General features: G+C 58.0%; 33 protein-coding genes. 11 read left to right on the top strand and 22 right to left on the bottom strand.

The window, feature by feature from the left end; all coding sequences use genetic code 11:
* Nucleotides 1–418: 418 nt before the first annotated feature.
* A complete protein-coding gene (gene tal / locus TRP66_RS03175) occupies nucleotides 419–1,345 on the bottom strand; it encodes a transaldolase (protein ID WP_333399868.1) in 927 nt (308 codons plus the stop codon).
* A 212-nt stretch (nucleotides 1,346–1,557) separates the two neighbouring features.
* Nucleotides 1,558–3,411, bottom strand: a complete 1,854-nt coding sequence (locus TRP66_RS03170) for a pyruvate kinase (RefSeq protein ID WP_333399867.1) — start codon at nucleotides 3,409–3,411, stop codon at nucleotides 1,558–1,560.
* 285 nt (nucleotides 3,412–3,696) lie between these two features.
* On the opposite strand from TRP66_RS03170, the gene TRP66_RS03165 reads away from it, so the two are divergent.
* The 4 genes from TRP66_RS03165 (at nucleotide 3,697) to TRP66_RS03150 (ending at nucleotide 7,670) form a co-directional block, all read left to right on the top strand.
* Nucleotides 3,697–3,918 carry a hypothetical protein gene (locus TRP66_RS03165; RefSeq protein ID WP_333399866.1) on the top strand — a complete coding sequence of 74 codons (222 nt, stop codon included), beginning with the start codon at nucleotides 3,697–3,699 and terminating at the stop codon, nucleotides 3,916–3,918.
* Nucleotides 3,919–4,424: 506 nt separating this feature from the next.
* Nucleotides 4,425–4,991, top strand: coding sequence for a manganese efflux pump MntP (gene mntP, locus TRP66_RS03160; protein WP_333399865.1), 567 nt, complete (start codon nucleotides 4,425–4,427; stop codon nucleotides 4,989–4,991).
* Between the two features lie 602 nt (nucleotides 4,992–5,593).
* Nucleotides 5,594–6,967: an ATP-binding protein gene (locus TRP66_RS03155; RefSeq protein WP_333399864.1), complete on the top strand. Its 1,374-nt coding sequence runs from the start codon at nucleotides 5,594–5,596 to the stop codon at nucleotides 6,965–6,967.
* The gene (locus TRP66_RS03150) at nucleotides 6,960–7,670 is read left to right on the top strand and encodes an HNH endonuclease (protein WP_333399863.1); all 711 of its coding nucleotides are present in this window, start codon (nucleotides 6,960–6,962) and stop codon (nucleotides 7,668–7,670) included. Before TRP66_RS03155 ends, TRP66_RS03150 begins: the two co-directional genes overlap by 8 nt.
* A 735-nt stretch (nucleotides 7,671–8,405) precedes the next feature.
* Here TRP66_RS03150 and TRP66_RS03145 read toward each other — a convergent pair.
* The 7 genes from TRP66_RS03145 to TRP66_RS03115 form a co-directional block, all read right to left on the bottom strand.
* Complete coding sequence (locus TRP66_RS03145) at nucleotides 8,406–8,687, bottom strand: pyocin activator PrtN family protein (protein ID WP_333399862.1); 282 nt, start codon at nucleotides 8,685–8,687, stop codon at nucleotides 8,406–8,408.
* 34 nt (nucleotides 8,688–8,721) lie between these two features.
* Entirely contained in the window at nucleotides 8,722–9,312 is a 591-nt protein-coding gene (locus TRP66_RS03140; RefSeq protein ID WP_333399861.1) for a hypothetical protein, read from the bottom strand.
* A gap of 77 nt (nucleotides 9,313–9,389) precedes the next feature.
* Nucleotides 9,390–10,145, bottom strand: coding sequence for a DUF3850 domain-containing protein (locus tag TRP66_RS03135; RefSeq protein ID WP_333399860.1), 756 nt, complete (start codon nucleotides 10,143–10,145; stop codon nucleotides 9,390–9,392).
* Complete coding sequence (locus TRP66_RS03130; protein ID WP_333399859.1) at nucleotides 10,142–10,351, bottom strand: hypothetical protein; 210 nt, start codon at nucleotides 10,349–10,351, stop codon at nucleotides 10,142–10,144. Before TRP66_RS03130 ends, TRP66_RS03135 begins: the two co-directional genes overlap by 4 nt.
* Before the next feature lie 166 nt (nucleotides 10,352–10,517).
* Entirely contained in the window at nucleotides 10,518–11,441 is a 924-nt protein-coding gene (locus TRP66_RS03125; protein WP_333399858.1) for a DNA cytosine methyltransferase, read from the bottom strand.
* A gap of 67 nt (nucleotides 11,442–11,508) precedes the next feature.
* The gene (locus tag TRP66_RS03120; protein ID WP_333399857.1) at nucleotides 11,509–11,904 is read right to left on the bottom strand and encodes a hypothetical protein; all 396 of its coding nucleotides are present in this window, start codon (nucleotides 11,902–11,904) and stop codon (nucleotides 11,509–11,511) included.
* The gene (locus TRP66_RS03115; RefSeq protein ID WP_333399856.1) at nucleotides 11,901–12,227 is read right to left on the bottom strand and encodes a hypothetical protein; all 327 of its coding nucleotides are present in this window, start codon (nucleotides 12,225–12,227) and stop codon (nucleotides 11,901–11,903) included. Before TRP66_RS03115 ends, TRP66_RS03120 begins: the two co-directional genes overlap by 4 nt.
* Nucleotides 12,228–12,332: 105 nt before the next feature.
* On the opposite strand from TRP66_RS03115, the gene TRP66_RS03110 reads away from it, so the two are divergent.
* Nucleotides 12,333–12,542, top strand: coding sequence for a hypothetical protein (locus TRP66_RS03110; RefSeq protein ID WP_333399855.1), 210 nt, complete (start codon nucleotides 12,333–12,335; stop codon nucleotides 12,540–12,542).
* On the opposite strand, the gene TRP66_RS03105 is transcribed toward TRP66_RS03110, so the two are convergent.
* From TRP66_RS03105 to TRP66_RS03060, 10 genes are all read right to left on the bottom strand, one after another.
* The gene (locus tag TRP66_RS03105; RefSeq protein WP_333399854.1) at nucleotides 12,529–12,861 is read right to left on the bottom strand and encodes a hypothetical protein; all 333 of its coding nucleotides are present in this window, start codon (nucleotides 12,859–12,861) and stop codon (nucleotides 12,529–12,531) included. The genes TRP66_RS03110 and TRP66_RS03105 overlap by 14 nt on opposite strands.
* On the bottom strand, nucleotides 12,836–13,198 hold the full coding sequence (locus TRP66_RS03100; protein ID WP_333399853.1) for a DUF7740 domain-containing protein: 363 nt from the start codon (nucleotides 13,196–13,198) through the stop codon (nucleotides 12,836–12,838). The genes TRP66_RS03105 and TRP66_RS03100 overlap by 26 nt, the downstream gene beginning before the upstream one ends.
* Nucleotides 13,199–13,279: 81 nt before the next feature.
* Nucleotides 13,280–13,465: a hypothetical protein gene (locus TRP66_RS03095; RefSeq protein ID WP_333399852.1), complete on the bottom strand. Its 186-nt coding sequence runs from the start codon at nucleotides 13,463–13,465 to the stop codon at nucleotides 13,280–13,282.
* Between the two features lie 2 nt (nucleotides 13,466–13,467).
* A complete protein-coding gene (locus tag TRP66_RS03090) occupies nucleotides 13,468–13,938 on the bottom strand; it encodes a single-stranded DNA-binding protein (RefSeq protein ID WP_333399851.1) in 471 nt (156 codons plus the stop codon).
* 9 nt (nucleotides 13,939–13,947) lie between these two features.
* The gene (locus TRP66_RS03085) at nucleotides 13,948–14,565 is read right to left on the bottom strand and encodes a lambda exonuclease family protein (RefSeq protein WP_333399850.1); all 618 of its coding nucleotides are present in this window, start codon (nucleotides 14,563–14,565) and stop codon (nucleotides 13,948–13,950) included.
* Complete coding sequence (locus TRP66_RS03080; protein ID WP_333399849.1) at nucleotides 14,549–15,325, bottom strand: ERF family protein; 777 nt, start codon at nucleotides 15,323–15,325, stop codon at nucleotides 14,549–14,551. Before TRP66_RS03080 ends, TRP66_RS03085 begins: the two co-directional genes overlap by 17 nt.
* 6 nt (nucleotides 15,326–15,331) lie before the next feature.
* Nucleotides 15,332–16,489, bottom strand: a complete 1,158-nt coding sequence (locus TRP66_RS03075; RefSeq protein WP_333399848.1) for a hypothetical protein — start codon at nucleotides 16,487–16,489, stop codon at nucleotides 15,332–15,334.
* A gap of 316 nt (nucleotides 16,490–16,805) precedes the next feature.
* The gene (locus TRP66_RS03070) at nucleotides 16,806–16,976 is read right to left on the bottom strand and encodes a hypothetical protein (RefSeq protein ID WP_333399847.1); all 171 of its coding nucleotides are present in this window, start codon (nucleotides 16,974–16,976) and stop codon (nucleotides 16,806–16,808) included.
* The gene (locus TRP66_RS03065) at nucleotides 16,973–17,185 is read right to left on the bottom strand and encodes a hypothetical protein (protein WP_333399846.1); all 213 of its coding nucleotides are present in this window, start codon (nucleotides 17,183–17,185) and stop codon (nucleotides 16,973–16,975) included. The genes TRP66_RS03070 and TRP66_RS03065 overlap by 4 nt, the downstream gene beginning before the upstream one ends.
* On the bottom strand, nucleotides 17,182–17,601 hold the full coding sequence (locus TRP66_RS03060) for a hypothetical protein (protein WP_333399845.1): 420 nt from the start codon (nucleotides 17,599–17,601) through the stop codon (nucleotides 17,182–17,184). The genes TRP66_RS03065 and TRP66_RS03060 overlap by 4 nt, the downstream gene beginning before the upstream one ends.
* Before the next feature lie 941 nt (nucleotides 17,602–18,542).
* On the opposite strand from TRP66_RS03060, the gene TRP66_RS03055 reads away from it, so the two are divergent.
* The gene (locus tag TRP66_RS03055; protein WP_333399844.1) at nucleotides 18,543–18,860 is read left to right on the top strand and encodes a DUF1654 domain-containing protein; all 318 of its coding nucleotides are present in this window, start codon (nucleotides 18,543–18,545) and stop codon (nucleotides 18,858–18,860) included.
* A gap of 38 nt (nucleotides 18,861–18,898) precedes the next feature.
* On the opposite strand, the gene TRP66_RS03050 is transcribed toward TRP66_RS03055, so the two are convergent.
* The 3 genes from TRP66_RS03050 to TRP66_RS03040 all read right to left on the bottom strand — a co-directional run bounded on the left by TRP66_RS03050 (nucleotide 18,899) and on the right by TRP66_RS03040 (nucleotide 20,648).
* A complete protein-coding gene (locus tag TRP66_RS03050) occupies nucleotides 18,899–19,408 on the bottom strand; it encodes a hypothetical protein (protein ID WP_333399843.1) in 510 nt (169 codons plus the stop codon).
* Nucleotides 19,405–19,743, bottom strand: coding sequence for a hypothetical protein (locus TRP66_RS03045; protein ID WP_333399842.1), 339 nt, complete (start codon nucleotides 19,741–19,743; stop codon nucleotides 19,405–19,407). Before TRP66_RS03045 ends, TRP66_RS03050 begins: the two co-directional genes overlap by 4 nt.
* A gap of 77 nt (nucleotides 19,744–19,820) precedes the next feature.
* Nucleotides 19,821–20,648 (bottom strand): S24 family peptidase, encoded by an 828-nt coding sequence (locus tag TRP66_RS03040; RefSeq protein WP_333399841.1) that lies wholly within the window; start codon nucleotides 20,646–20,648, stop codon nucleotides 19,821–19,823.
* Between the two features lie 89 nt (nucleotides 20,649–20,737).
* Between TRP66_RS03040 and TRP66_RS03035 the strand changes: the two genes are divergently transcribed.
* The 5 genes from TRP66_RS03035 to TRP66_RS03015 all read left to right on the top strand — a co-directional run bounded on the left by TRP66_RS03035 (nucleotide 20,738) and on the right by TRP66_RS03015 (nucleotide 23,079).
* Nucleotides 20,738–20,947, top strand: coding sequence for a hypothetical protein (locus tag TRP66_RS03035; protein WP_333399840.1), 210 nt, complete (start codon nucleotides 20,738–20,740; stop codon nucleotides 20,945–20,947).
* 26 nt (nucleotides 20,948–20,973) lie between these two features.
* A complete protein-coding gene (locus TRP66_RS03030) occupies nucleotides 20,974–21,165 on the top strand; it encodes a hypothetical protein (RefSeq protein ID WP_333399839.1) in 192 nt (63 codons plus the stop codon).
* 20 nt (nucleotides 21,166–21,185) lie between these two features.
* On the top strand, nucleotides 21,186–21,434 hold the full coding sequence (locus TRP66_RS03025) for a hypothetical protein (RefSeq protein WP_333399838.1): 249 nt from the start codon (nucleotides 21,186–21,188) through the stop codon (nucleotides 21,432–21,434).
* A gap of 89 nt (nucleotides 21,435–21,523) precedes the next feature.
* Nucleotides 21,524–22,315, top strand: coding sequence for a Rha family transcriptional regulator (locus tag TRP66_RS03020; RefSeq protein WP_333399837.1), 792 nt, complete (start codon nucleotides 21,524–21,526; stop codon nucleotides 22,313–22,315).
* A complete protein-coding gene (locus tag TRP66_RS03015; RefSeq protein WP_333399836.1) occupies nucleotides 22,315–23,079 on the top strand; it encodes a DnaT-like ssDNA-binding domain-containing protein in 765 nt (254 codons plus the stop codon). The genes TRP66_RS03020 and TRP66_RS03015 overlap by 1 nt, the downstream gene beginning before the upstream one ends.
* Nucleotides 23,080–23,088 lie beyond the last annotated feature (9 nt).

Here is a 23,088-nt window from a genome sequence, read left to right as displayed (position 1 = left end):
GCGAGGCAGGACGCCGGCTGGCGCCAATGGCTCATGGACGCCACCCTCAATCCACATCAGGGCGCGGCCCGGTGGAGCGTCGCCGGAGTGAGGGAACCCGAAGGGCCAAGCCAGGAGCAATGGTTTTCCCCCTTTTGCTGAAACAAAAGGGGGTCGGCGGTAAGGGCCGAAACCAGACAGACCAGCCCACGCGATAATGGATATACCCACAGCCGGCAGTGCCACCGCAGTGAAGCCGTCGCGAGCAAGCTCCCTCCCACGGCGTGCACGTTTTTCGGCCATGCAAATCAACAAGATAGGTTTTGTTTGATGAGAGCCAGCTTGCTAGCGATGGATCAGTCGTAGCATCCGCTTTCATCAGAGCAAAGAAAAGGGCGGCATCCGCGAGGATGCCGCCCTTTTTACGTTTCAGCCGCAATCACGCCTTGGCGGACAGCAGCGCCTCCAGTTTTTCCTGGTCGCGGGCGAACTGGCGAATGCCTTCGGCGAGCTTCTCGGTTGCCATCGCATCCTCGTTCGAGTCCCAGCGGAACTGGCTCTCGGTCAGGCTCTGGCGAGGCTCGCCCGCGTTGCCGGCGGCCAGCTTGCGCTCCAGCGTTCCGGTGTCTTCGGCCAGTTGCTTGAGCAGGTCCGGGCTGATCGTCAGGCGGTCGCAGCCTGCCAGCTCTTCGATCTGGCTCAGATTACGGAAGCTGGCACCCATGACCACGGTATTGAAGCCGTTGGCCTTGTAATAGTTGTAGATACGGGAAACCGACTGGACGCCCGGATCTTCGGAACCTGTGTATTCCTTGCCAGTGGACTTCTTGTACCAGTCGTAGATCCGGCCCACGAACGGCGAGATCAGGAACACGCCGGCTTCGGCGCAGGCCACGGCCTGGGCGAAGGAGAACAGCAGGGTCAGGTTGGTCTGGATGCCGTTCTTTTCCAGCTGTTCGGCAGCACGGATACCTTCCCAGGTCGAAGCCAGTTTGATCAGGATCCGCTCGCGGCCGACACCCGCTTCCTCGTAGAGGCCGATAATGCGCTCGCCGCGCTCGATCATGGCGCCGGTGTCGAAGGAAAGACGCGCGTCCACTTCGGTCGATACGCGCCCTGGCACCACGTCGAGGATCTTGCGGCCGATGGCGACGGCGAAGCGGTCGCTCGCCAGAGAGATATCGCCCTTGCTGCCGCTGAATGCCTCGGCGAGCAATTGCGCGTTGCTTTCGCTGGAAGCGGCCTTGAGCAGCAGCGACGGGTTGGTGGTCGCGTCTTCAGGCTTGAGACGGGCAATGGCGTCGAAATCGCCGGTGTCCGCGACGACAGTAGTGAATTGCTTGAGTTGTTCCAGCTTGGAGGTCATGTGCGTGCTCTTTCCTGTGCGGTTGAATGACATTACCCCAGCGATGACGGCCACTCAAGGCCGCGGGGGTAACCTTCGCATGAGATCGCGTGGTCGTGTCGCCCGGCATGCCGCGACGACACTGCGAATAGGGTCGGGAAAGCTTTGAACTCTGGCTGGCGTACAGGTTCCCGGCGGCGGCTGGAAGGCCGGCCGCAGGGTTCATGATCCGGTCAGTCGGGGACGACCGGCGAGGCGACCGCCACGCTCAGCCTGCGCATCATGGCACGCTTTTTCACGTGGTGATCCTGCATGCGCCTGAGCACATCGTGCAGCGCGCCTATGGCTTTCAGGATGTGCGGCCCCTTGTTGAGCATGACGCACTCGGCACGCACACCCATGGCCGCGTCGGTCATCTCGGCACGGGTGGCAAGGCCCGTCTTGGCAAGGCTCTCCAGCACCTGCGTCGCCCAGATCACCGGCACATGGGCCGCTTCGCACAGGCTGAGCATCTCCTCCTGCAACTCGGCGGTTCGCTCGAAGCCGGTTTCCACCGCAAGATCACCGCGGGCGATCATCACCCCCAGGCGTGGATGGCGCATGCCGGCGAGCAGCAGTTCCGGCAGGTTTTCAAAGCCCAGCCTGGTCTCGATCTTCAGCACCACGCCCATATGTGTCGCTTCGAGCCGCTGCAAATGGTCCAGCAGGCCCTGCACGTCGTCCGCCGTGTTGACGAATGACAGCTCGACGATATCGGCATGGCGGCTGGCGAACTCCAGCGCGACGATGTCGTCGTCCGACAGCGCCTGCAACGGCAGGTCGGTCATCGGCAGGTTGATGCCCTTGTCGGCCCGCAGTTTGGCGCCGCCGGGCGCGTGGGTGATCAGCACCTCGATCCGTTCTTCATCGCGAGAGACGACGTGACCGCCGAGCTTGCCGTCATCGAACAGAACCGGCTGATCCACCTTCACCGCATCGAACGCGACGGCAGAGGTGCAGCCGATGCGCGCGGGCTCCAGCACCTGGCCTTCGCTGCCAAGCACGGCGGGGCGGCCATCGATGTCATCCCGGGTCAGTATCAGGCGGTCACCTTCTTCAAGCCGGATCGGCTGTTCGGCGACGGGCACGGCCATGACCCGCGCGCGTTTTTCCCGGCCACGGGCCGAGTCGAGTTCCAGACGTGTGCCGGGAACGAAATAGGCAGTCTTTTCCAGTTCCGCCCAGCAACCGTCGTCGCCGATATCGACCACATGCATGCGTCGCTTCGAGAGCCGACTGTCGGTGAATTTCAGCACATCGCCTTCGCGCAATGATGCGATCCAGTCAGCGGGAAGCTGGAGGGCGTGGGTATGCTCGGGCACATCGCCGGTCAGCAACACCCGCCCCGGCTGAATTACCAGTCCATAGACATCGCGCGCGGGCTTGATGCGCAGCACCGAGGGGCCGGCAGCCAGCGGGCCGGTACGGACCTTGGGGCCGGCCAGGTCCATGACCACCTGACAAGGCAGGTCGAGTTTTTCAGACGCAGCGCGTAAATGCCCGATCATCCGCGTCCAGACGTCCGGACCGTCATGAGCGCAGTTGATGCGCTGACAGTTCATGCCGGCCAGCAGCATCTGCTCGATCATGGCCGGGTCATCGGCAGCCTCACTGGGCATGGTGACCATGATGCGCACCGCACGCTCGGCGGGCGCGGGGCCGAACAGTGCCTCGCCATGACGCTCAAGCGCGGTCGGCAGGCCTTCATCCGTCAGCAAGCCATCCATGCGCGCGTGCTCGCCGGTCAGGCGCTCAAGGACTGCGATCAACTGATCCACCGTCTGTAACGCGGCCGCTTCACAGCGTCCGAGCGAGGACAGGCCAAGGGCAGCCAGGCGGGTTTGCAAGGGGCGCAGTTCGTGACGGCGCAGGGCGAGATAGCTTAGGAGGTTGAGCGCGCTGGCGGCAAAATCCTCATGGACCTGATATTGCTGCGCAGCGCTTCGGGCAGCCTGATCCATCGTGCTTCGCAGCAGACGCAACTCGTCCAGTGCACTGTGCAGGTGTTGGTGATCGGTGTCGCGGTCGTGCTGATTCAGGGAGTTCATATCGCGCCTTGAAGAGTCGTCGGCGCGCCTGGGCAAGCGGGACACTGCTGTCAATTGATCCGCACCCGGCGCGGGTTATCGATGCAGGGTTTTCAACAACCTAGGAAGGGTATGTGACGGTTATATGACAATGCGTCCACGAGCCGACCAGCCGCTGCGGGAAAGTGCAACGGGGTATTGCGCGCCCCACCGAGGCACCGTTCGTCCGGAAACCGGCACTCCCCAGCAGCGTACCTTTCTCAACTTCAAGCGCGGATGTCCTGCGCCCTGGATTGGAGACTGACTATGGCAATCGACAACAATGGACCGGAAAGCCCGTATCCAGGACCCGCCGAGCCGGGCGACAAGGATAAGGAGGTTTATCAGGATTCCGGCGCCGAGCGCGACGAGAACGGTGAGAACGACGCGGGTGACCTCTCACGTGGCGACCTCACCGACGATCCCGACATGCCGGTAAATCCTCCGGTCGACGAGGCAGAAGAGCCGTCGCCAGGCAGCAGCGCCTGATTACCGGATAGCGCTCCATCAGCCTCGCCGGAATCGTCTGTCGAGGCTTGTTTCTGCGAACGAAATAGCCCTCCCGTAGGTGACCGGCCGGTCGTCGGCCTGCATGGAACCTCCACGCGCGCGTTTCCTCTGAAGGCACAACGCTACCGCATTGAGAGTGTTCCTATGTTTGACAGGCGCGAAGACGATTACCCGGAAGTCGAGTTTTCCCAGGAACTGGAAGTCATGGGCATCATGCTGATTGCCGGCGTGTCTCTGCTCGCGGTCGTGGCGATGCTGCTCTAGGCTCGGCGTCCAGCGTTGATTTCCTTGCTCTAGACAGTCTAGTGGCGCTCCTTGTTGGGGAGTAGGCTGCTCTTGGCCCCGGTCCAGAGCGTTCGCGTCAACATTCTCGGCGGCATGCCGTGGCGCGGACACCTTTCGGTTGGCGAGACCAGCGATGCAACCATGCTCAGAGTCGGGCGTGTGGCTGCGTCGTTGATCGATAGCCCGACTGGAAGCCTGTTGTGAATCCCATTTCCCTCATATTTCTTGCTCTGGCCATGTCCACGGACGCTTTCGCGGCGGCCATCGGCAAAGGTGCCAGCCTGCACAAGCCACGCTTTCTCGAAGCGCTGCGCACGGGGCTGATCTTCGGTGCGATCGAATCCATCACCCCGGTCATCGGCTGGGGGATCGGCCATGTCGCTTCCCGGTATGTCGAAGAATGGGACCACTGGATCGCATTTACGCTCTTGCTGCTGCTGGGGCTGCACATGATCCATAACGGCCTCAAGCCCGAGGAGCCGGAAGAGGAAAAGCGCACTCAACATTCGTTTTTCATTCTGGCCACCACTGCGTTCGCCACCAGCATCGATGCATTGGCAGTCGGCATCGGCCTGGCTTTCGTGGAGGTGAACATTGTGGTCGCCGCCGTGGCGATCGGCATCGCCACCACAGTGATGGTTACAATCGGGGTCATGTTGGGCCGGGTGTTGGGCACAGTGGTGGGGCAGCGCGCAGAAATCCTTGGTGGTCTGGTGCTGATGGCGGTGGGCAGCACGATTCTGTACGAGCACTTATCGGCGGTGTGATTCCGCTTTCCGAAACCGGTGTATCAGATAAGCGTCGTCCTGCTTTCAATCTCTCTCGCGCGGTCCGAAGTGATGACTGGCTAGTACAGCACGATCATAGAAGGTGCTTCGAAATAAGCGAACGGCTGCAAGAGAAGGTGAAATCCGTCGAAACAGCAGAATGAGAAATCTGTAAATGGAGTTTCAAGATACATTTCAACGCCGTACTGCCGAATGCAGCTATGTCAAACCACCGTACTAGCAAGGATTTAAATCGTGCCGTTCGTAAAGAATGCAGTTCGTACTTGTAGCCGGGCGCGCGCATGCAGAGATAAATGGGGCTACGAATTTTTCAGCTTTAATGATGCTGGGTAATACAGAGTTGACCGTAGACCACGCCCCGTTTTCCGTAGAAAGTGAAAGAGAGAGGGTTATTTGCGGACGAGGATGTCGTGAGATATATAGGCTTTAGGAGGAAGGTGCGGCAATCACCGCAAATCTGTTTGCCAATTACTAGCAGCTGTAGCATAGTGTGGGTCAAATGCTTTGATAAGGTTGGTTCTAATGGGCCTTAGAAAATAAAAGCAAAATTTACTAATTGGGTCGGCTTTAGGATTTGGCTTATGATAGATTCAGGTGCTTTGAATGGACAAGTATATCCATTTTATACAGGGCGGGTTGATGCAGAAAAAAATATTTTTACCACAATCGTTGGAAGAAACGGCTCCGGTAAAAGTCGGTTGTTACGGAACGTTGTATCGGAGGCTATTGAATGTTATGTAAATAAAAATGTGTCTCTAAGCAAAGGTTTAGAATTTGTTTCGCCTAAATCTTATCCCTTCAACGTTATAGCGGTCTCTACCAGCCCGTTTGATAGGTTTCCTATGACAGAGTTTGGTGGGATTGCGTCTAAAAGTGATCTGGCTCCAGGGTACTATTTTTATCAAGGGTTGAGAGGGTTGTATAGTACGAATCTAAGTATGTCGTTTATGGCGCGGGTGTTGGGGGACCTCGTACAAGCGTTAAGTCAAGGTGATAACAGGCTGGCTACAGTTTTAGATGTTCTAGATTACTTGGGCTATCATCGAAGAATGGAGGTTCGGTTTATCTCCAATGTAAGTATTTCAACATTGGTTAAATTGATTAATTCTGAAAACCCTCTCCGAGTGCTTGATTCTTTGGCAAATGGTAGCAAAGAGCCAAAAATAGGTTTTGACTTTCGGAAGGTTACGCAGCGGCTCCATGGCGCACCTGAGGGCCTGAGAAAGAAGTTTCTTGGCGCTTTATCGAGTTTTCTTGAGAACCATGCTGTGAACAAGCTAGAGCTTGTTATCTCACGCGAGGGGGTTTTTGATACCCATACGAACACGTCTCTCAAAACAGATTTTTCGGTGTTGTTAGAATGCGGCCTGTTTCGACCTCGTGATATTCGACTTCAAAAGAAAGATATTGATAAGCCTTTTAGAATAAGTGATGCAAGTTCTGGGGAGCAATGTGTCGTAATGGCGATGCTCGGGATCGCATCAAGGATAGCGGATGGTTCGTTAATCTGTATTGACGAGCCCGAGATATGTCTTCACCCGGAGTGGCAAGAGCGGTATATCGAGGTGTTGATGTCGACTTTCAGCGGTTTCAAAGGCTGTCATTTTATTATAGCTACGCATTCACCTCAAATAATTTCTCATCTTGAAGATGAAAATTGCTATATCGTTGATCTTCAAACTAAAAAGGTTCTAGAGGCTCGCGACGTAGCTAACAGATCTGCAGATTTTCAGTTGGCTGAAATATTTCGTGCGCCCGGTTTTAAGAATGAATACCTTATGAGGGAGTTGGTGAGCGCTTTAAGCTCGCTGTCGTTGGGCAAGAAACTGTCCAAGGATAAGCTAACGCTATTGGATAGCTTCGTTGCGCTTAAGTCGCTGCTAAAAAACGACGATCCGGTGCTTCAGCTGATTGTTCTTTTTGAAGCCGCTAGGAGTGGTGCTGTTCATGATTGATAAAGTCATGGTTTTAGGTGGGCCGATAGAGTATAACGAAGCTCAGCTGAAAAAAATCAGACAGTTTGAAATTATTCCTGATGATGCGAAGCATGGGTCGTTCTGGGGGGGGACTTCTGATGAAGAGTTGAACTCTTTGAAAAAGGCTATCAAGGATCATTATTTGAAGGTTCAAGAGTTTAAGTGTGCATACTGTCGTCAGCAAATTTTTGTTAAGCATAATGCCGCTTGGGATGTTGATCACGTTGTTTCCAAAGATGTGCATCCTCAGTTTATGTTTGAGTCGTTGAATCTGTGTATTAGCTGCAAGGACTGTAATGGCATTAAATCCAATAAGTCAGTGCTGCTAAATAAGCGTAGAAAGCGCTTTCCTGGGTCGGCTAGCGACTATGACTTCGTTCACCCTCATTTTCATGTTTACTCCGACCATGTTAGAGTTGTGAAACTGGCAGCGTTGTATCTACCTAAGACGGCGCTCGGGGTAAAATTAATAGAGGTCTGTGGCTTGTTGCGATTCGTGCTGGAGTTTGCGGGTTATGATTGTGCTGGCGATGAGATTGGATCATTAATGATTGCCCTTGCTACGGAGTTGCAGGAATCAAAGTCGGCGGTAGAGCGTGTTGCGGTAATGAATATTATGAAAATGCATATTGATGAGGGGTTGCGGGAATTGGCTAGATCTGCCATAAAAGGAAATATTTGATGTATGAATAGCGATTCCTTGAGCCCGTTTCTGGGTACGTTAGAGTTTAGCAGGGATGTCCTGTTAATCTCTTAAATTATATTTTTTTGTAAATTGTATTAATTGGCGTTTTATCGGGGCGGTTGGTTAATTGCTCTGGTTGTCCCAAGGGATTTAGATCTTCTCGGTATAATGTATTGGTGAGGTTGACTTAAGGTACAATATTATATATGGCGAGCATGTCGGGCTTAAATTTACAAGTATGGGGCTGGCGCGCTGGTATAGGGATTCATTGCAGAAAGCAGGTTATTCATCCTTTAGTATGTGCTCTGCGGTAGAGACTTCCCTTGTTCCTCAAAGGGTTGTTTTTCTGATAGACTGTCGCGCCGTTTCTGGGGGCAGGTCTGCGCGTATGCCGACGATCTGTTTTGACGCCTGCGAATGATATGCTGTCCATGGAATTTGCTACAACGGGGATTCGGATTGCTACATTGTAGCAACGAGCTTTCGGAAACAAGCGAAAACGATGGTAAACGGTAGTAAATGAGAAGCTTGTAAATGTCGACGAAACCTGCAGGAAACCTCGTAACCCCAGCAAATCCGGTAGTCAGGAGGTTTTCTGTTGCGCCGATGATGGATCGGTCCGACTGACGGAAAAAACCGTTATTCATCAGTGGGTTAGCCGTTTGGATTGACTTGCTTTAGCAAGAATTAAGCAGTGAGCTTTGGGAAGGGGGTATTTCGAGGGGTTTTTGCTCAGGAAACGCGCCGCAGGTTTCGACCCATCAGCTTGCCATGTTCTGCCCGTGCTTTCGCATGCTGGGCATCCAGATATTGAGCCAGATCATTCAGGTGCACACCACGTGCCGCCTTCTGGCTGTTCTCCATTCTCACCAGCGGCAAATCGATTTCGCCTGCCGCCACTTTCATCTTCATCTTCTCCGGCGTCAAGTGGCTGAAATAGTCCAGGCATACTCGTTCCAGGGGGATGATGGCCGCGCCGTTGTACTGGGCCATCAGCAGAAAAGCTGTATTCATGTGATGCTCCGGGCCGCGCGGGGCGGCGAAGGGTTCAGAGGCTTTCGCGGAGGGCGTTTACCCAGGCGTTGCGATCGGCTGTGCGCTGGAGCTCTGCGGCCCAGTGCTCTTTGTGGTATTCGATATCCTTCATGGCTTTGGATTTTGCGCATTCCAGCCATTCGGATGCGGAAAGCCTTTCAGTAGGGCGGCTGTAGTAGGTGGTGTCGCAGTCCCAGTCGATGCTTTCGCTGATCTGCTTGATCATGAATTCCTTCAGCCCGGCATGATCGGCAGTTGGTGGTGACCACAAACGGGCGCAGTCCAGCATTTCCTCATAGCGCTGCTTCAGGTCGGCCAGCTCCTTCAGCCGGTCAAGCCTCAGCCTCTCGCCCTGATCATGTTGCTCGGCAGCCTTGAATCCGCATTCCATTGAGGTCATGGATTCCAGGGTCGCCAAAGTCGATCGGGCTTCGGCTAAAGCCTTGAAGTGGTAATCGCTCGGCTGGAACTCCTCAGGGATCTTCTCTCCACCACCCGGCTCATCGCGCAGGGTGATGCAGGCGCCAAAAGCTCTGGCGCAGTTCAAAGCAAAGGCCTTGAAGCTAATGCCGTCTTTGATGTCGTGTGTGTATCCGGTAGGCATGATGATTCCTCGCCGCGTCTCGCGCAGCAGGCAATAAAGGAAGGGGTTATGCGGGGCGGAGTACGGATGTACTCCGATCAGTAAGGGACGCACCTGTTGCAGGTGGCGGTGAAGCCGGGGACGCCACAGCCGGGACATGGATCCCGCTCAACCGGCGCGCTCGGCTCTGCGCTGGCGGAAAGCGTGTCACTGATCCGCACTTGCAGGTCTACCGATAGCGACCATTCTGGAGAAATTGACACCTCATGCAGCAGCGCATCCCGCTCGGCCAGTTGGGCGTTCAGATGGACGTTCTTCAACTGCTCTTCCCGGATCCATCCGTGCAATCGCTCCCGCGAAGCTTTGTAGGCATCCAACTCACATTGGAGCTGCTCAACCTCACCCGTATCGGCGCGAGTGAAGACCTCCGCGCTGCCGTCTTCCTGGCACAGCTCAGGGGCGTTTTCCGCAACCAGCAGCGTCATACCGGCGAACAGCTCGGCAGTGCCGCCCTCGAGAAGCCAGCTCGGTTCAAGCCCGCCGTCACCGTCGTCAATCAGCTCAGCAACTGCGGTGAGCATGATCGGCTCCTGCGTCGTCACAGGGACGGCAGGCTGGGCGTAGCTCAGCACGCAGATATTGTCCGGGAGCCCGTAACCCCGCTGAACGTGAGTGATTCGGCGGGCGATGCTCTGGAGCGCATTACCGCCCGTTTCGTCGACCAAGAACAGCTCAACCATGTCGCCGACCTGGAAATCCCGGTCGGAGCAGTCGCGAACCTCGCCAGTCTTGACACCACTCACCAACTCATCGAACGGCTGTTGCTTGATTTTCAGGTTATGAACCCTGCTCATGACTGCACCCCGGCTGGCTTGTTGAGGGCGGCGGCTCTGTTCAGAGACTGCTTGGCGATCATCTTCAGTCCGCTGAGCGTTGATCCCTTGGCGGATACGGCAATGATGCGTAGGCCCGACTCAAGTTCGGCGACCGCTGCCCGGGCTTGATCGCGCTCGGCCGTCACGTCCGCCAGCTGCTGGCGCATTTCATTCAGATCACTCATATCGACTCCCTCGCGCGCTGCGCATACTTGGCCTGCCGCAACTTGGAGCAGGCGTGATGATTTCCGTGTGAGCGGTGATTCCCGCAGTACTCGCAGGATCCGGATAATTCGAGCTTCAGCCGGGGTGCGCTCGGCCCTTTGATTTCGGCTGTTCGGCGGAGGGCGGTCATGCGGCGGCCTTCAATGCTTCGATGATCCGCTGCCCGGCCAGCGGCGGGACCGCGTTGCCAGCCATGTGCATGGTCTGGCGGTGGTTATCCGGGCGCAGTGTGTCGAGCGGGAAGGTCTGAGCGGCCAACGCTTCGTTGGCGCTGAGCATCCGCATCTCGCCGCCGCGTACCAGCGCCCAGCGGTCCAGCGTAGTGATGGTGCCGATCGGACGATTCATGTCCCGCCCGGTCAGCCCGGATCCTTTCCCGTAGTAGGGCATGATGAACTGATCGCCGAAGCGCTCTCGACCATTACGCACTCGGTCGAGCGTGGCCTGCGCGCGGCCAGGCTTTTCGATGGCCGACCATTTGCCAGCGCCGAAGTCCAGAAAGCTGGCGGCCGGCACATGCTGACGTTTGTGCAGCTCAAGCATCAGCGGGGCTCGGCTTCGGGTCAGCACCAGGAACAGACGCACACGGTGTTGCGGCACGCCGAGGTCGGCGCAGTCCACGACGTGCGGCGCGACCTGGTAGCCCAGCGCCTGAACCGCCGCGACCCATGCAGGGTAGAGCGCCCACTCGGTGAACTCCGGAACGTTCTCGACCAGTGCCGCTTCCGGCCGGTGGAACTCCAGCGCAGAGACGACAGCCCACGCCGTTGACCGGCTGGAGTCATGCTGCGGGTTGCCGGACGCCTTCCCGCGGGCCTTCGAGTGACCCTGGCAGCAGGGCGAGGCCAGCAGCAGGTCATGTGCGGGCACGTCTTCCCAGCGGGCCTGGTGCAGGTCCTGGCAGATGTGCTGCGTATCCGGATGATTGGCGCTGTGCCATTCAACGGCGACAGGCCAGTGGTTGGCCGCCCAGAGAACCTGGACGCCTGCGGCGCGCGCGCCGGTGCTCCATCCGCCAAGGCCGGCGAACAGGTCGATTGCTGTGGTCATGCAGAACTCCAGGCAGCCGCGGTCGCTGCCGGGCTGGCGTGATTCGTGAAAGTGGGGAGGGGGCAGGTCAAGCAGCGCCGCGTGACTGTTCTTTCTGGCGCTCAACGTCGATTTGCTCGTACAGGGCGTCGACCCTCTGCATTTTCTTGTCGATGGCCTGCGACCGCTTGATATGGGCCATCAAAGCCGTGTCGTAGGGCTCCATCAGAGCAAGTATGCGTAGACGCTCTTCCGCATCAGTCGACGCGTTGAAGCGCACGGCGAGCCGGTCACGCTCTTTCATGTCTACGCCTGCGCCTCTTAAGTTCTCCAGCCGCATTTCCTCAAGTACTGCGGCAGATTGCTTTTGCCAGCGAATGAAAAGGATGTCGCTGCGCTTAGGAGGCCGGAAAAACTGTGTCCTGATCCACGCCAGCAGCTCATCCTTCGTCAGCTCATCCATGACGTCTTTAGCGCGGCTCATATAATCTCCTCGTCACCATCGCATTCGCTTGGATAGCCAGCCTTGGCCAGTGCCACAACCTTCTCAGCCTGCTCGATCAGCTCTGGATAGTGGTCGTTCCAGTTCTGCTTGTAGGCCTTGCCGAGCATTTCCTTGAGGGTCGCCAGCAGTTGCGGCGCACTGCGCATCAGGTAGGCGTTTGCCCAAGTCTCTTCGCCGATCACATGCTTGATGCCGTTGTGATCCATCGGCTGGAGGGTGGCGATTTCCAGCGCTTCGCCGTCACGCTCGACGCAGATACAGTAGTCCTGCCGATCAACGAGCCATTCTTCTTTGGTGTGCATGGCAATATCCATTGCAGACGCCGCCCTCCAATACCGGATGGTGGCAAATTGGTTTGGGATGGGGTATTACGGGTGGCCGGCATGGAGCCGGGTCAAGGAGTAGATATGACTGACGAGTACAAGAAGGCTCTGGGTGTCCCTGCGGAAAATACACTGGTCGAGATCGCATCAAGCCGCGAGCAGCGAAAAGGACAGGATGCTGACCTTTACACGTTCAATGAGGTAAACCCGGCAGGCGAAGTTGTGGCGACTCACAACATCAGAGACACGATGTCGATTTACCCGCCTCAAACACGACGGATCATTGTGGAATAATCACCTCATCCCCCGCGTCCTGCTGAATCATCAGCATGCTCCCCGCGATAAGACGTCGCTCCACATCGACGCTAAGTACGACTTTGTGGAGCGCACGCAAATCATCCATCGCCTTGCGTGCGCCATCCGGCCCGAGCGAGTGAACGTAGCGGACACATGCCAGGGTCATTGATGCCTGTTCCGTGTCATCGGTCCACTCCATCAACTCGCGAATCATCCGCTTCTCGCCAGATAGCGCCTTGAAGCGCAGCTCTTCGGCGCCAGACCTCGCATCCTTCTGCCGCCGGCGCTCGTCACGCTGCTGCTGATTCATTGCCATGCTGTTCACCATTACGCACGAACTCAGTGCCCGTGCCATATCCCAGAAGGTCGCAGACCCGGTTGATGATCTTGAGCGCCGCGTCGAAGACTTTGGCGTCGTCCGGTTCGCGACTCAGGCGTTTCATGTTTGGCTGGTGTTCCAGACAGACGTTGTCGACCAATCGCCGAGCCAGGCTGCGCAGCTCGTCAGCGCTGTCATGCTCGCGCAGACTCAGCGCAAACCGAAGTGCCACGTCTTCAGCGGTGTACTGTCCGCCGCTGCGTGTGTTGTAAAGCTTCTTCACCGCCGTCATCCAGCGGGGGAGGCTCACTATTCCCGATGCTGCCCTTTCCATCTTCAATCACCGTCAGGCCGTGGGCCGGTAGATGCAGCTGAACGGCCCGCCGTCGCTGGCGGACCCGGTTGTTGATGCGCTTCACGCAGCGACGGGCTCAGACCGCGCTTCGGCGATCTGCCGCTCAAGCTGCTTGATTGTCTTCTCGCCACGAATGGCGTCGGCAGGCTTCCACGTCGGCGCGGCAGCCAGCAGGCGGTCAATGCTTTCGTGCATGTGCTGGATGTTCCAGGCGCGGGCTTGGTGGTTGCGGTGTGCAGTTGGCATGTTCAGGATCCAGCGAGGCAGTGAAGAGGGGCAAAAGGGATGTCGTCGTCGAAGCTCTCCGGCGGCGCGGCCTGCTGGTTTTGCTGAGGCGCTGGCCTGCTTTGCTGTGGTGGCCGCTGCTGCTGCCGCGCGGGCTGCTGCTGGTCCTGCTGCGGCGGAGAACCGGCGAACTTGATGACGATTACCCGACCGGTGAGCTTGATGCCCTGAGTGCCATCGCTTTTTGGGAACGTCTCGACGTGGGCGTCTTCGATGGTGAAGTGCAGCTGCTGGCCTTTCACCAAGTAGGGCGCAAGCGCTTCGGCCTGCTTGCCCCACAGCGTGGCGTCGATCCACTGAGTAGGGCGCTTTCCGTCCTGCCCCTTGCGGCCGTATTCGCAAGCCAGCGCCAGGTTGCAGACGGCATCGCCGCCAGGTGTGAAACGCAGTTCTGCATCACGACCAAGGCGGCCGATGTCGGTAAGAGTTGGCATAGCGGTTCCTTATGCTGCGAGACCGAGCACGCGATTCATGCGGTCGTCGAGGACTTCGTAGAAGGTTTTGACGCGCTCACTCAGCTTGCGGATGAGGACTTCATCCCGATAAGCGCGCTTGATGAAGAGGGGCATGCCGGGCCAGTAGCAGACGAAGTCGATCCACTCCCGCTCTGACACCCAAAGGCCTCCTTGGCACTGGGCAACGTGCTCTTTGGGTACTTCGCCCCCGAGAATTACCTCGACCTGCAGCTTGGGAAGCTTCGTTTTGATTTCCGTTAGCCCGTCGGCCCCGACAAGAGAGTCAGGCGAGTACCCAATGCCGTGGTTCAGGATGATGCCAACCTGCTCGGTCTGTACTTCCTCCCGCGCTTCGTAGAGACCTCGGGCGATACCCTCGTATTCATGGCCCCGCTCTGTGTGGCGGTTGCCCTGGAATACGTCGGCGGCCTCTCCTGTGATGCGCTCGCCGATCAGCGTGTTCATGTAGGTGAATGCGCCAGCCCCAAAGCCTGCTTCTCCCTTGCCATTCGCCAGCAAGCAGTCAAGCTCCGAGCACGTCACGATGCCAAGGCGCAGATCCAGCCAGGCTTGCGTGCCTTGCTCTACGTCACTGATTATCTTCATTCTTCGCTTCCTCGGAGGGTTTGGAGTTCTGTATGGCGGACTTGGTGAGCATCGCCAGAACCTGATCGAAAGCGGCCTTTTCGACTGCGGCGGGTGTCCCGTGCATTTGCGCAAAAGCTCCCTTTGCCTTCTCGCTGCACTTTTCCAGCAGCATCGCGAGCTGGGCCGCCTGAATCGAGGTAACTCTTGGCGTTACGACCGCGCCGTTCCCGTCGTCATCCTCGCCGGTGGTGGTGAAGTTGAGCAGGGCGCCCGCCGTGTAGCGCTTGCCGTAGCTGACACTCGACGCAACCGCCTGAACGCCGTTCTTGCTGCCGCTGGTGTCAGCCGGGAGCAGCAGAGAGGTGGTTTCCCGGTGGCCGGCCCGATGGCTCAGCACGCCTTCCACCTCGATCCCTTTCTCGTTACGCGGGGTACGGAATGACAGGCCGAAGCCGTGGCGCGCCAAGACGGGCTTGATCATTTCGTTGATGTCTTCCCACAGAGCGTAAGTGCTCTGGATGCGACCGTTTTTGTCCTTGATGCCGCCGCGCTCGCCAATCACGGGTAGCTCTTCCTGCATCCGGGCCAGCGCTTCGTCGTACTGCTGCTTCGCCTGCTGCGCCTGGAAGCGTTCGTGCATTGCCATCAGCCGCTCCATCTTGTCGATGTCAGCGCTCGGCGACATGGCAACTTGCTGGATGATCTGAAGGATGGTTGTTGACTCGGCGGCGAGCGCCGGGACCTGGTTCAGGGCTTCGACCTTGGCTACTTGGCTCATGGCGACTCAATACTGGATGATGATGTTCGGAATCTTGCGCTGAGCGATCAGAGTGACCGCTTGCTTGGCGCAAGCCTCTGGCACGCCGCCGGCGATAAACGCCTCAAGCGCAGCACGATTGATTTTTGCCTTGTGTGCCTTGTCGGCTTCACGCGCGGCGGCCTCACGTGCCGCCTGAGCGGCTGCCTGCTCCTGACGGCGAATCTCCGCCAGCCGGGCATCTTCGGCCGCCTGCTCGGCGCGCTTCTGGGCGGCGACTCGTTCTTGCTCGGCGCGCTGTTCAGCAGCAACTCGATACGCCTCTGCCTGTTCGGCGGCGCGAGCGGCTTGCTCAGCCTGCAGCTGCAATTGAAGGCGTTGACGTTCGGCAGCGGCCTCGGCATCCCGGGCCGCTTGTTCGGCGGCACGCTGCTGGGCGGCGGCCTGGTCTTTCAGATCCTGCTCGCGCTTGGCGGCTGCCTCGCGTTCCGCCTGGGCTTTCTGTTCGGCTTCACGCTGGGCGCGCTCGGCGGCTTCGCGAGCAATGGCAGCTTCGCGGTCAGCTTGAGCTCGTGCTTCGGCTTCGGCGCGCAGCCGGCCCAGCTCTGCCTGCTCGGCTTCGAACTGCTGGCGCTGGGCGAGCAGGGTGCGCAGCTTGGCCAGTGCCTGGTCTTTGGCCTGCGCGGCTTCGGGCAAAAACTCTTCCCAGCTGTCGTCTAGGGCAACCAGCTCCAGATCGGTAATCACTTGGGAAACGAGTGCAGCGGTCGGCGTCTCGGAGAACTCGGCCACCGCCTTAATGCGCTGGATGCCGTCGTTGTGCGCATCGACGCGGGCGTCTTCGGCTTTTTCCCAGTCGGTCAGCGGCTTTCGAGTGGCGTCCCTGAGCTCATCCATCTTGGTGACGAACTCTCGCAGCTCAGCCTCGACCACCTTCGGCATTTCCTTCAGGCGCTTCAGGTAGTCGCGGCCCGGCTTTTCGACAGCGGTTTTCGACTTGCTGACCTTGGCGGCCAGGCTGGCGATACGCTCACGACCCTTTCGGGTGGTCAGGTCCGGGACCTCGGCGGTGACTTCGGCCGTCACAGCCTCAAGGAAACGGCCCAAGCCGCCGGTGACGTAGATCGCTGGCGCGTTGTCGGCGCTGATGTCGTCGATGGTGATGACCTGCTGTGCTGCAGACATGAATGCTCCTTGCGCCATGCCGTTGCCGGGGCGCTGCGAGTGAATGGGGAAGGGGTTACTGCTGCTTGGCCTGTCGAGCCTTAATGGCGCATTCCGCGTGATGGGTTGCCCACCTTCCGTTGTGCTTGTGGAAGTGGCCTGCGCCCACGGCTACAGGCAGATTGCAGCGGTAGCAAATGCCGGGGTACTTGTTTCGCATGTTGAGCCTATTGAGTGATGTGCCCGGCCAGAGCGCCCAGCATCATCAGGAAGGTTGCGACGGATATTGCGATAGCGGATCCGCGCAGCATGTATAGGCGCTTGGCGCGTTGGTAGCTCATTGCCGCGCCCTCACAGCAATCCGCCCGCTCTTCACCGCCTCGACCAGCTTCGGCGGCAGGGCAGACACCGGAATCTCCCGAGGAAGGCCCGCGCCGATGATCGACAGGCTGCGCTCGATGTCGGCCAACTGCTCATCAATCAGCGATTTCACGATGGGTGTAGTCATGCTGCTGTCCTCAACTGCTCAACCCGGTCCGCGTGCTTGCGCTCGACCTCATCCCGGTAGCGGTCTGCTGCGGGCTTGTCGATCAGCTCTACAAACTGGGCAATTTCGATCATGCCCATGACAAAGCTCATGTCAGGGCCAGGGGAGGGAGACCGCGCAATTTTGGCGATCTCCATTTCGATAAAGGCGACGGCGGGCTTGAAGGTCACAGCTCGTCGTCCTCGGCCTGTGCGATCAGCCCATCCCGCGCCAGCGGCTTGAGCAGGCGAACCGCGATCTGGCGCAGCGCTTCGGAAGGGTCGGGGCTGTTCAGGGCCTCATCGGCCGTGCTGGCGGCTTCGGCGGGAGAGCCGAACTTGGCAGCCAGAACCAGGCGCCCCAGAGCCGACGCGCTGACCCCGGAACCGCCCAGCTGCTCCATGAGGTATTCGTCTACCGCGACCGCGAACTGCTCAAAGGTCACGCCCTGCTTCGGGTGTAGCCGACGCTTGAAGCTCACGTCGGTGCGCAGCTCGACCAGGGTGTAAACCCCGTTTTCGATCCACTGCAATTCCGCCGCGTCGCACAGGTCGACCGGGAGGCGGTTGTCATACTCAAACTGGGCAATGCGTAGTGCTGCGTTCATGTTCGCCTCCAGGGCGTGAGGACCGCATTGGTCGGACACCAGTACAGGCGACCAACCATCTGCGCAGCTGTAGCGCAGATCTGGTGCCCGCCGATGCGGTCTTGATAATTTGGGAGGAGGGGGGTGCCAGATCACGCACCAGATCGTCGATTCACACAGGCTTATCCGCGATGGCGGCACCCACATGGTCGTGTCAGCTGGCCGGGGAACATAGTCATGAAAGGATTCCCGTAACGCTCTGGCTGGTTCCGTTGCCCACGGTTTCCTTGGGTATGCAGGGGGCCGCTTTCGCGGTGTGTACTCGTCCGCATCGGGGTGTGATCTGCGCTTGTCATCGCAAGGACGCCCATTCAGTACCGGCTCAAGGCCTCAGCGTGCTGACGGCACGCCCGGTATGGAGTCGCCTTTCCAGATCACACCCCGATGCGCTCTCATTGAGAGGATCGGGAAGGCCTCCAGCCTTCATGACGACGCCACTAATTATTTGTATTGCCGAAGTGTCGTGAAGCGGCAATTTCGTTTTGGCTCTCGCCGAATCTGTCCCTCATTACCGCCGGGATGGCGGGGCGCACTGCTTGCCGGGTCGTTCTCGCGGTTCGGGCATTTCGCCCTCGATCAGCCGTACAGGGTGCTCCCTGTCGTTGGCAGGCTTTCCTCGTTCGCCTGTCTGATCGCCGGTCGCCGGTAGAGGCAGTGCGGTCTGTTGGTGTTACTTACTTGCTAAGCAGGTTGTTAAAGAGCGGCGGGGCGTTTCAGTCCCTATCGAGTCGCTGTCGCGTTTCGATGGGTGCAATTTAGAAAACTAAACGAAGCGAGTCAACACTTATTTTTAGAAAACTAAACAGTGCGCACGAGCTTTTACCCTTTACGATCTCAAAATGCCTGCTGTATGCTGCTCTAAACCTGTATGGATATACAGCATTTGAAAGGAGGGAAAAGCGGTGTCGAAGGTGCGGGGCAAAGCGGAAGTACGGCAGGAACTGAGCGGGGTAGAGCGGCTGGGGCTACGCGTCTCAGCGATGATCAACCACCCAATCGCGCAGCAACAGCGCTGGGTGACCATTCACCGCCTGGACACGGATGGCGACCGGGAATGGGACGAGGTATTGAGCGTGCTGTCGGAAACCGACGCCTTGGACATGACCATCAACGATGATGGATCGGTGACGCTGGAGTGGGAAGCGCTGGACGATGACGATCCGGCGGTTCAGGTGCTGGATGAACTGGAGATCGTGGACGAGGAGCCCGCGCCATTCTGAGGGCGCAAAAAAGCCCGGCTGGATCGGCCGGGCTTAACTCACTTCTGTTGCATCGGCTGGGCGGGCGTAGATGGAGGGGCAGATTGCGATTCTTGTTGCTTCTGCAAAGCCAGTTCGCTTCGCCCCATCTGGAACGATGCGACCATATTGGATGTAAGCATTGCGTTAAATCCAGCGATTCCAATCACGATGGCGATCACAGCAGAAACGACCGTGACGATCATGGTCGACTTCATCGAGCTGATTCCGGCCTTTATCTCTGCATGACTGTTGCTTATCTGGTTTATGGTGGCTTCGAGTCGCTTGTCCCGCTCTGCCTGGACATTGATAAACGCGTCAATCTTTGAGCTGACAGATTCAACGCGAGCATCCATCTTGGTTTCGATGGTCTCTAATTTGGCGTTTAGCTCTTCACGAGTGATCTCATTCATCTTTTTAGCATGGGCCATTTCCCGCGGTTCGTCCAGGGAATGCTTGTCGCTCGGCCTGGAGTCTGCTTGATGAGCGGTAATCTTGCCACCGTCCCAGGGGCCTTTATGTACGCTCACTCTTCGTCTCCCGGATTATCCTTGATCCAGTCGGTCACAACCTCACACAGGATCAGTCTTATCGATCCACAATGCTTACAGCTCATGGCGTAGTTCGGCCTGAAGAGGTCTACGCCAGCGTAAGGCATTTTATAGACAGTGAGGTCGTCAGGATTGCTTTCGTCAAGCGTGTTGCCAAGGTCCAGATGCCAGCCGTCATCGACCCCGCATTGTGGGCAGACTGTCGAGCTAAATTTCGCGTTTAAAAACCTGACAAAATCATCAAACTCGACCTTGAGCGCTTCCATGTCCAGATGCCGGATGTGCTCGGCAGTAGGAGTGCCATTGTCCTTCATATACAACCACCGTAGTTATTGAGCTGCTCGCATGTGCTGGCGGCACGCTGTGACCCCACCGATAGATAGCGCCGAAGCTAAGCCTTCCTGCCATTCCAGATAAAAAGCACCTTGGCATGTATGGTCACATCATCGATCCGCGCCGTCTGGTTCTCGTAGTGCTGGTTGTCCGATATCAGCCGGTAGTGATCCTCGTCCTGGCGCATCATCCGTTTCACGTACAGCTCCTGATGCCAGGTAATCACGTAGATACCGTCGCCGACGAACTCGTTTATCCCGCGGTCAACGATCAGTAGATCCTTGTCGTTGATTGTGCCTTCCATGCTCTGACCCCAGCCAGTGATCATTGCCAGGGCAGAGGCTGAGGTGTACGAAACGCCTTTCTCCCGAAGCATCTCTTCGCGCACCACCAAGTTGCGCACCGCCTCGTTGTAATCGGCCGGAACTTGGCCATGCCCCATGGCGCCGCGCACGTCGTACTGAGGAATGACAATCTCCTCCCGGCGCGGCTTGAGGCTTGCGTAGACGGACGGCATGTAGGTTTGGCCCGGTTCGTCCGGGATATCCGCTTCAACAGCTGCCGCGATCATTGTCTCGCGGGCCTTATCCGACAGCTTCCTGCCAGCCCTAGAAGCCAGCATCTGCGCGACCAGCTCGCCGGTAGACACGGGATCCTTCGAGTCGTCTTCAGCCGGAGCGCCTGCGGCGCCGGTGCCGTCTGACAGCCAGTCGGGAGAGCACTCCAACGCCTTCGCCAGCGCGAGAAGGTTTTTCCCCTTGGCTCCGTTGGTGCCGCTCACCCAGAAGCTCACCGTCGCCTTGGATACGCCAGCCATTTTGCTCAGGTCTGTAGCGGTGAGGTTGAGCTCTCTCATCCGCGCGGTAACGCGATCTTTGAATTCCATATTTAGGATTCTAAACACTTCATTGTTTAGATACCTTGCCTTGTGCTGTTAAGAACTCTAAACTCGGCGTAGACCCTGGAGAATTAACCATGACCTATGACGAAGCCCTGAAACATTTCGGCACCGGCCGGGCAATCAGTGACGCCCTGGGCGTGACTGGCAGCCGGGTTTCTCAGTGCCGTGCAACTGGCGGTTTCTCCTACCCAATGCAGTGCGTACTGGAAAAGGAGTCGAGCGGGGCGCTGATCGCCAAACGCGAAGACGACCCGGCCCAGGCGCTCAAGAAAACCGCCGCCTAACCACTTACCAACAACCGGAGCAACAAATGTACGACGAGCCACGCCACCTCAGGGACCAAGAGATCAAGTCTCGGTATGACCTGGAGACCTACGAAGCGCTGAAAGCTGTAGCGCGCCTGCACAAACTGCAACTGGCCGTGTTCGTGCGCATGTGTGTGGAAGAAAAACTGGAAAGCATCGTTGAGCAAGATCTTAGCGCCACCCAGCAATCGGCTTGAAGTCCGGAAGGAGGCCCGCAGTGCCTGAAACCACGATATGCCACGGCATCGAGGGGCGGCTCTACGAAAAGCTTGAACGGTTGGCAAAGGCAGCAGGAATGACGCCCGGCCAGTACGCCGCAAAGCTTGGAAGCGAACGCATCTTCGAGAAGACCAGGCCAAAGGGTGCCGGAAAGATTCGGCACCTGCCCGTAGCAAGACGAGAGCCTGAAAGGGACTCGGCAGTCCCTGAAAAGGGAGGGGGAGGGACTGATGAATCCCTTGAATAGCTGGACCACCAAATTGCAGGCACAAAAAAGCCCGGCGGCAACCGGGCTTCTTCAGAACTGCAGGAGTAAGCAAATTCGTGAGGCTGATTATGCATACCTTGAATACTGATGTACAGGCCCTCAAAAAGCCCGCGCCACAAAATGGCAGCTCCGCAAACGTGGAGCGCACGATGTCTTCGCGCGAAATCGCCGATCTGGTGGAGGCGCGTCACAACGACGTGATCGCCACCGTGGAGCGTCTTTTTGCCAAAGGTCTTTTACGATCAAGTCGTAAAACCCGCCGGGAGGCTACCGGTGGCCGTCCGGTCGATGTCTATGACCTCACCGAGCGCGATACCCACTTGGTGGTTGCCGGCTACAGCGACGAGCACCGCGCCCGCGTGATTGATCGCTGGCAGGAGCTCGAGTCGCAAGTCGCGACGCCCGCCGACCTAAGCAAGCTCGAAATCCTCCAGATGGCCCTCGAATCCGAGAAAGCCCGTGTGCTGCTGACTGTCCAGGTCGAAGCCCAGGCCACGAAGATCGAGCATCTTGAAAACCTGTTCAAGGAAGGCATGAGCGCACCTCAGTTCTGCAAAGGCCTGAATGGCGTCAACGTCATGCAGATCGGCAACTTCCTGGAAGGCCGTAACTGGCTCTACAACGAGAGCAAAACCGGCCTGCGCTGGCGTGTGGCGTCCTACGCCCGCGACAAGTACATGACCGAGCACCAGCACGAAGTCACGCCACACGGCAAAGACCCGTTTATCTCCTACACGCCCGTCCTGCTGCGCAAGGGCGCCATCCGCCTGTACGAGATGTACCTGGCTGGTGAACTGCCCATGAAGAAGAACTGGAACGGCCTTCACACCCACGACAAAGCACTTAAGGGGGTCGCGTGATGGCCGGCGACTGGATCAAATTCGAACTCACCACCATGGACAAGCCGGAGGTTTGCCAGCTGGCGGACCTGGCCGGCATTGATCCTGATGCCGTGGTGGGAAAACTGATGCGCGTGTGGGGCTGGTTCGACCAGCAAACCGAAAGTGGTAACGCTCCGAGCGTAAGCAAAAAGTTGCTCGACCGTTCTGTCGGCGTTACCGGTTTCTGCGATTTCATGAAAACCGTGGGCTGGATGGAGGAAGAGGCTGGGCTGATCAGCCTGCCGCACTTCGACCGTCACAACGGCAAGACCGCCAAGAACCGGGCTCTCACGGCCAAACGGGTCGCTTCTCACAAGACCAAAGGTAACGCTGCCAGCGTTACTAATGCGTTACCTAGAGAAGAGAAGAGAAGAGAAGATAAAGATCAACACAACACACTAGGCGCGGACGCTGAAATTTCGCCCGAGCCTGTCGACCCAAAGTCACCCGTCGAAATGGACCTCGACTGGAAACCTGAACCGCGCCTGCTGGCCGCCTACGCCAAACGCCAAGGCCTGCCCGTAACCCTGTTCACCCATGAGGCCATCGGGTCGTTCGTCTGCCACTACTCGGCATCCGGCCGCTTCGAGACTCAGGCCGCGTGGGTCAGCCTGCTGGTGAAGTGGATCAAGCGCGACACGGCGACCGGCGCCGCGTCCAACGTCCGCCCGTTTCCTGTTCGCCAGGCCAACGGTCCTGACTTCGACGACACGTCCTGGGCTCACGACTTGGGGGCGCTGTGATGAGGCCAG

Origin of the sequence: Pseudomonas sp. JDS28PS106, from assembly GCF_036706555.1 — a bacterium.
GTDB lineage: Bacteria > Pseudomonadota > Gammaproteobacteria > Pseudomonadales > Pseudomonadaceae > Aquipseudomonas.
The sequence above is the reverse complement of the archived record's forward strand: the minus strand, read 5'-3'. Positions and strand labels throughout refer to the sequence as shown.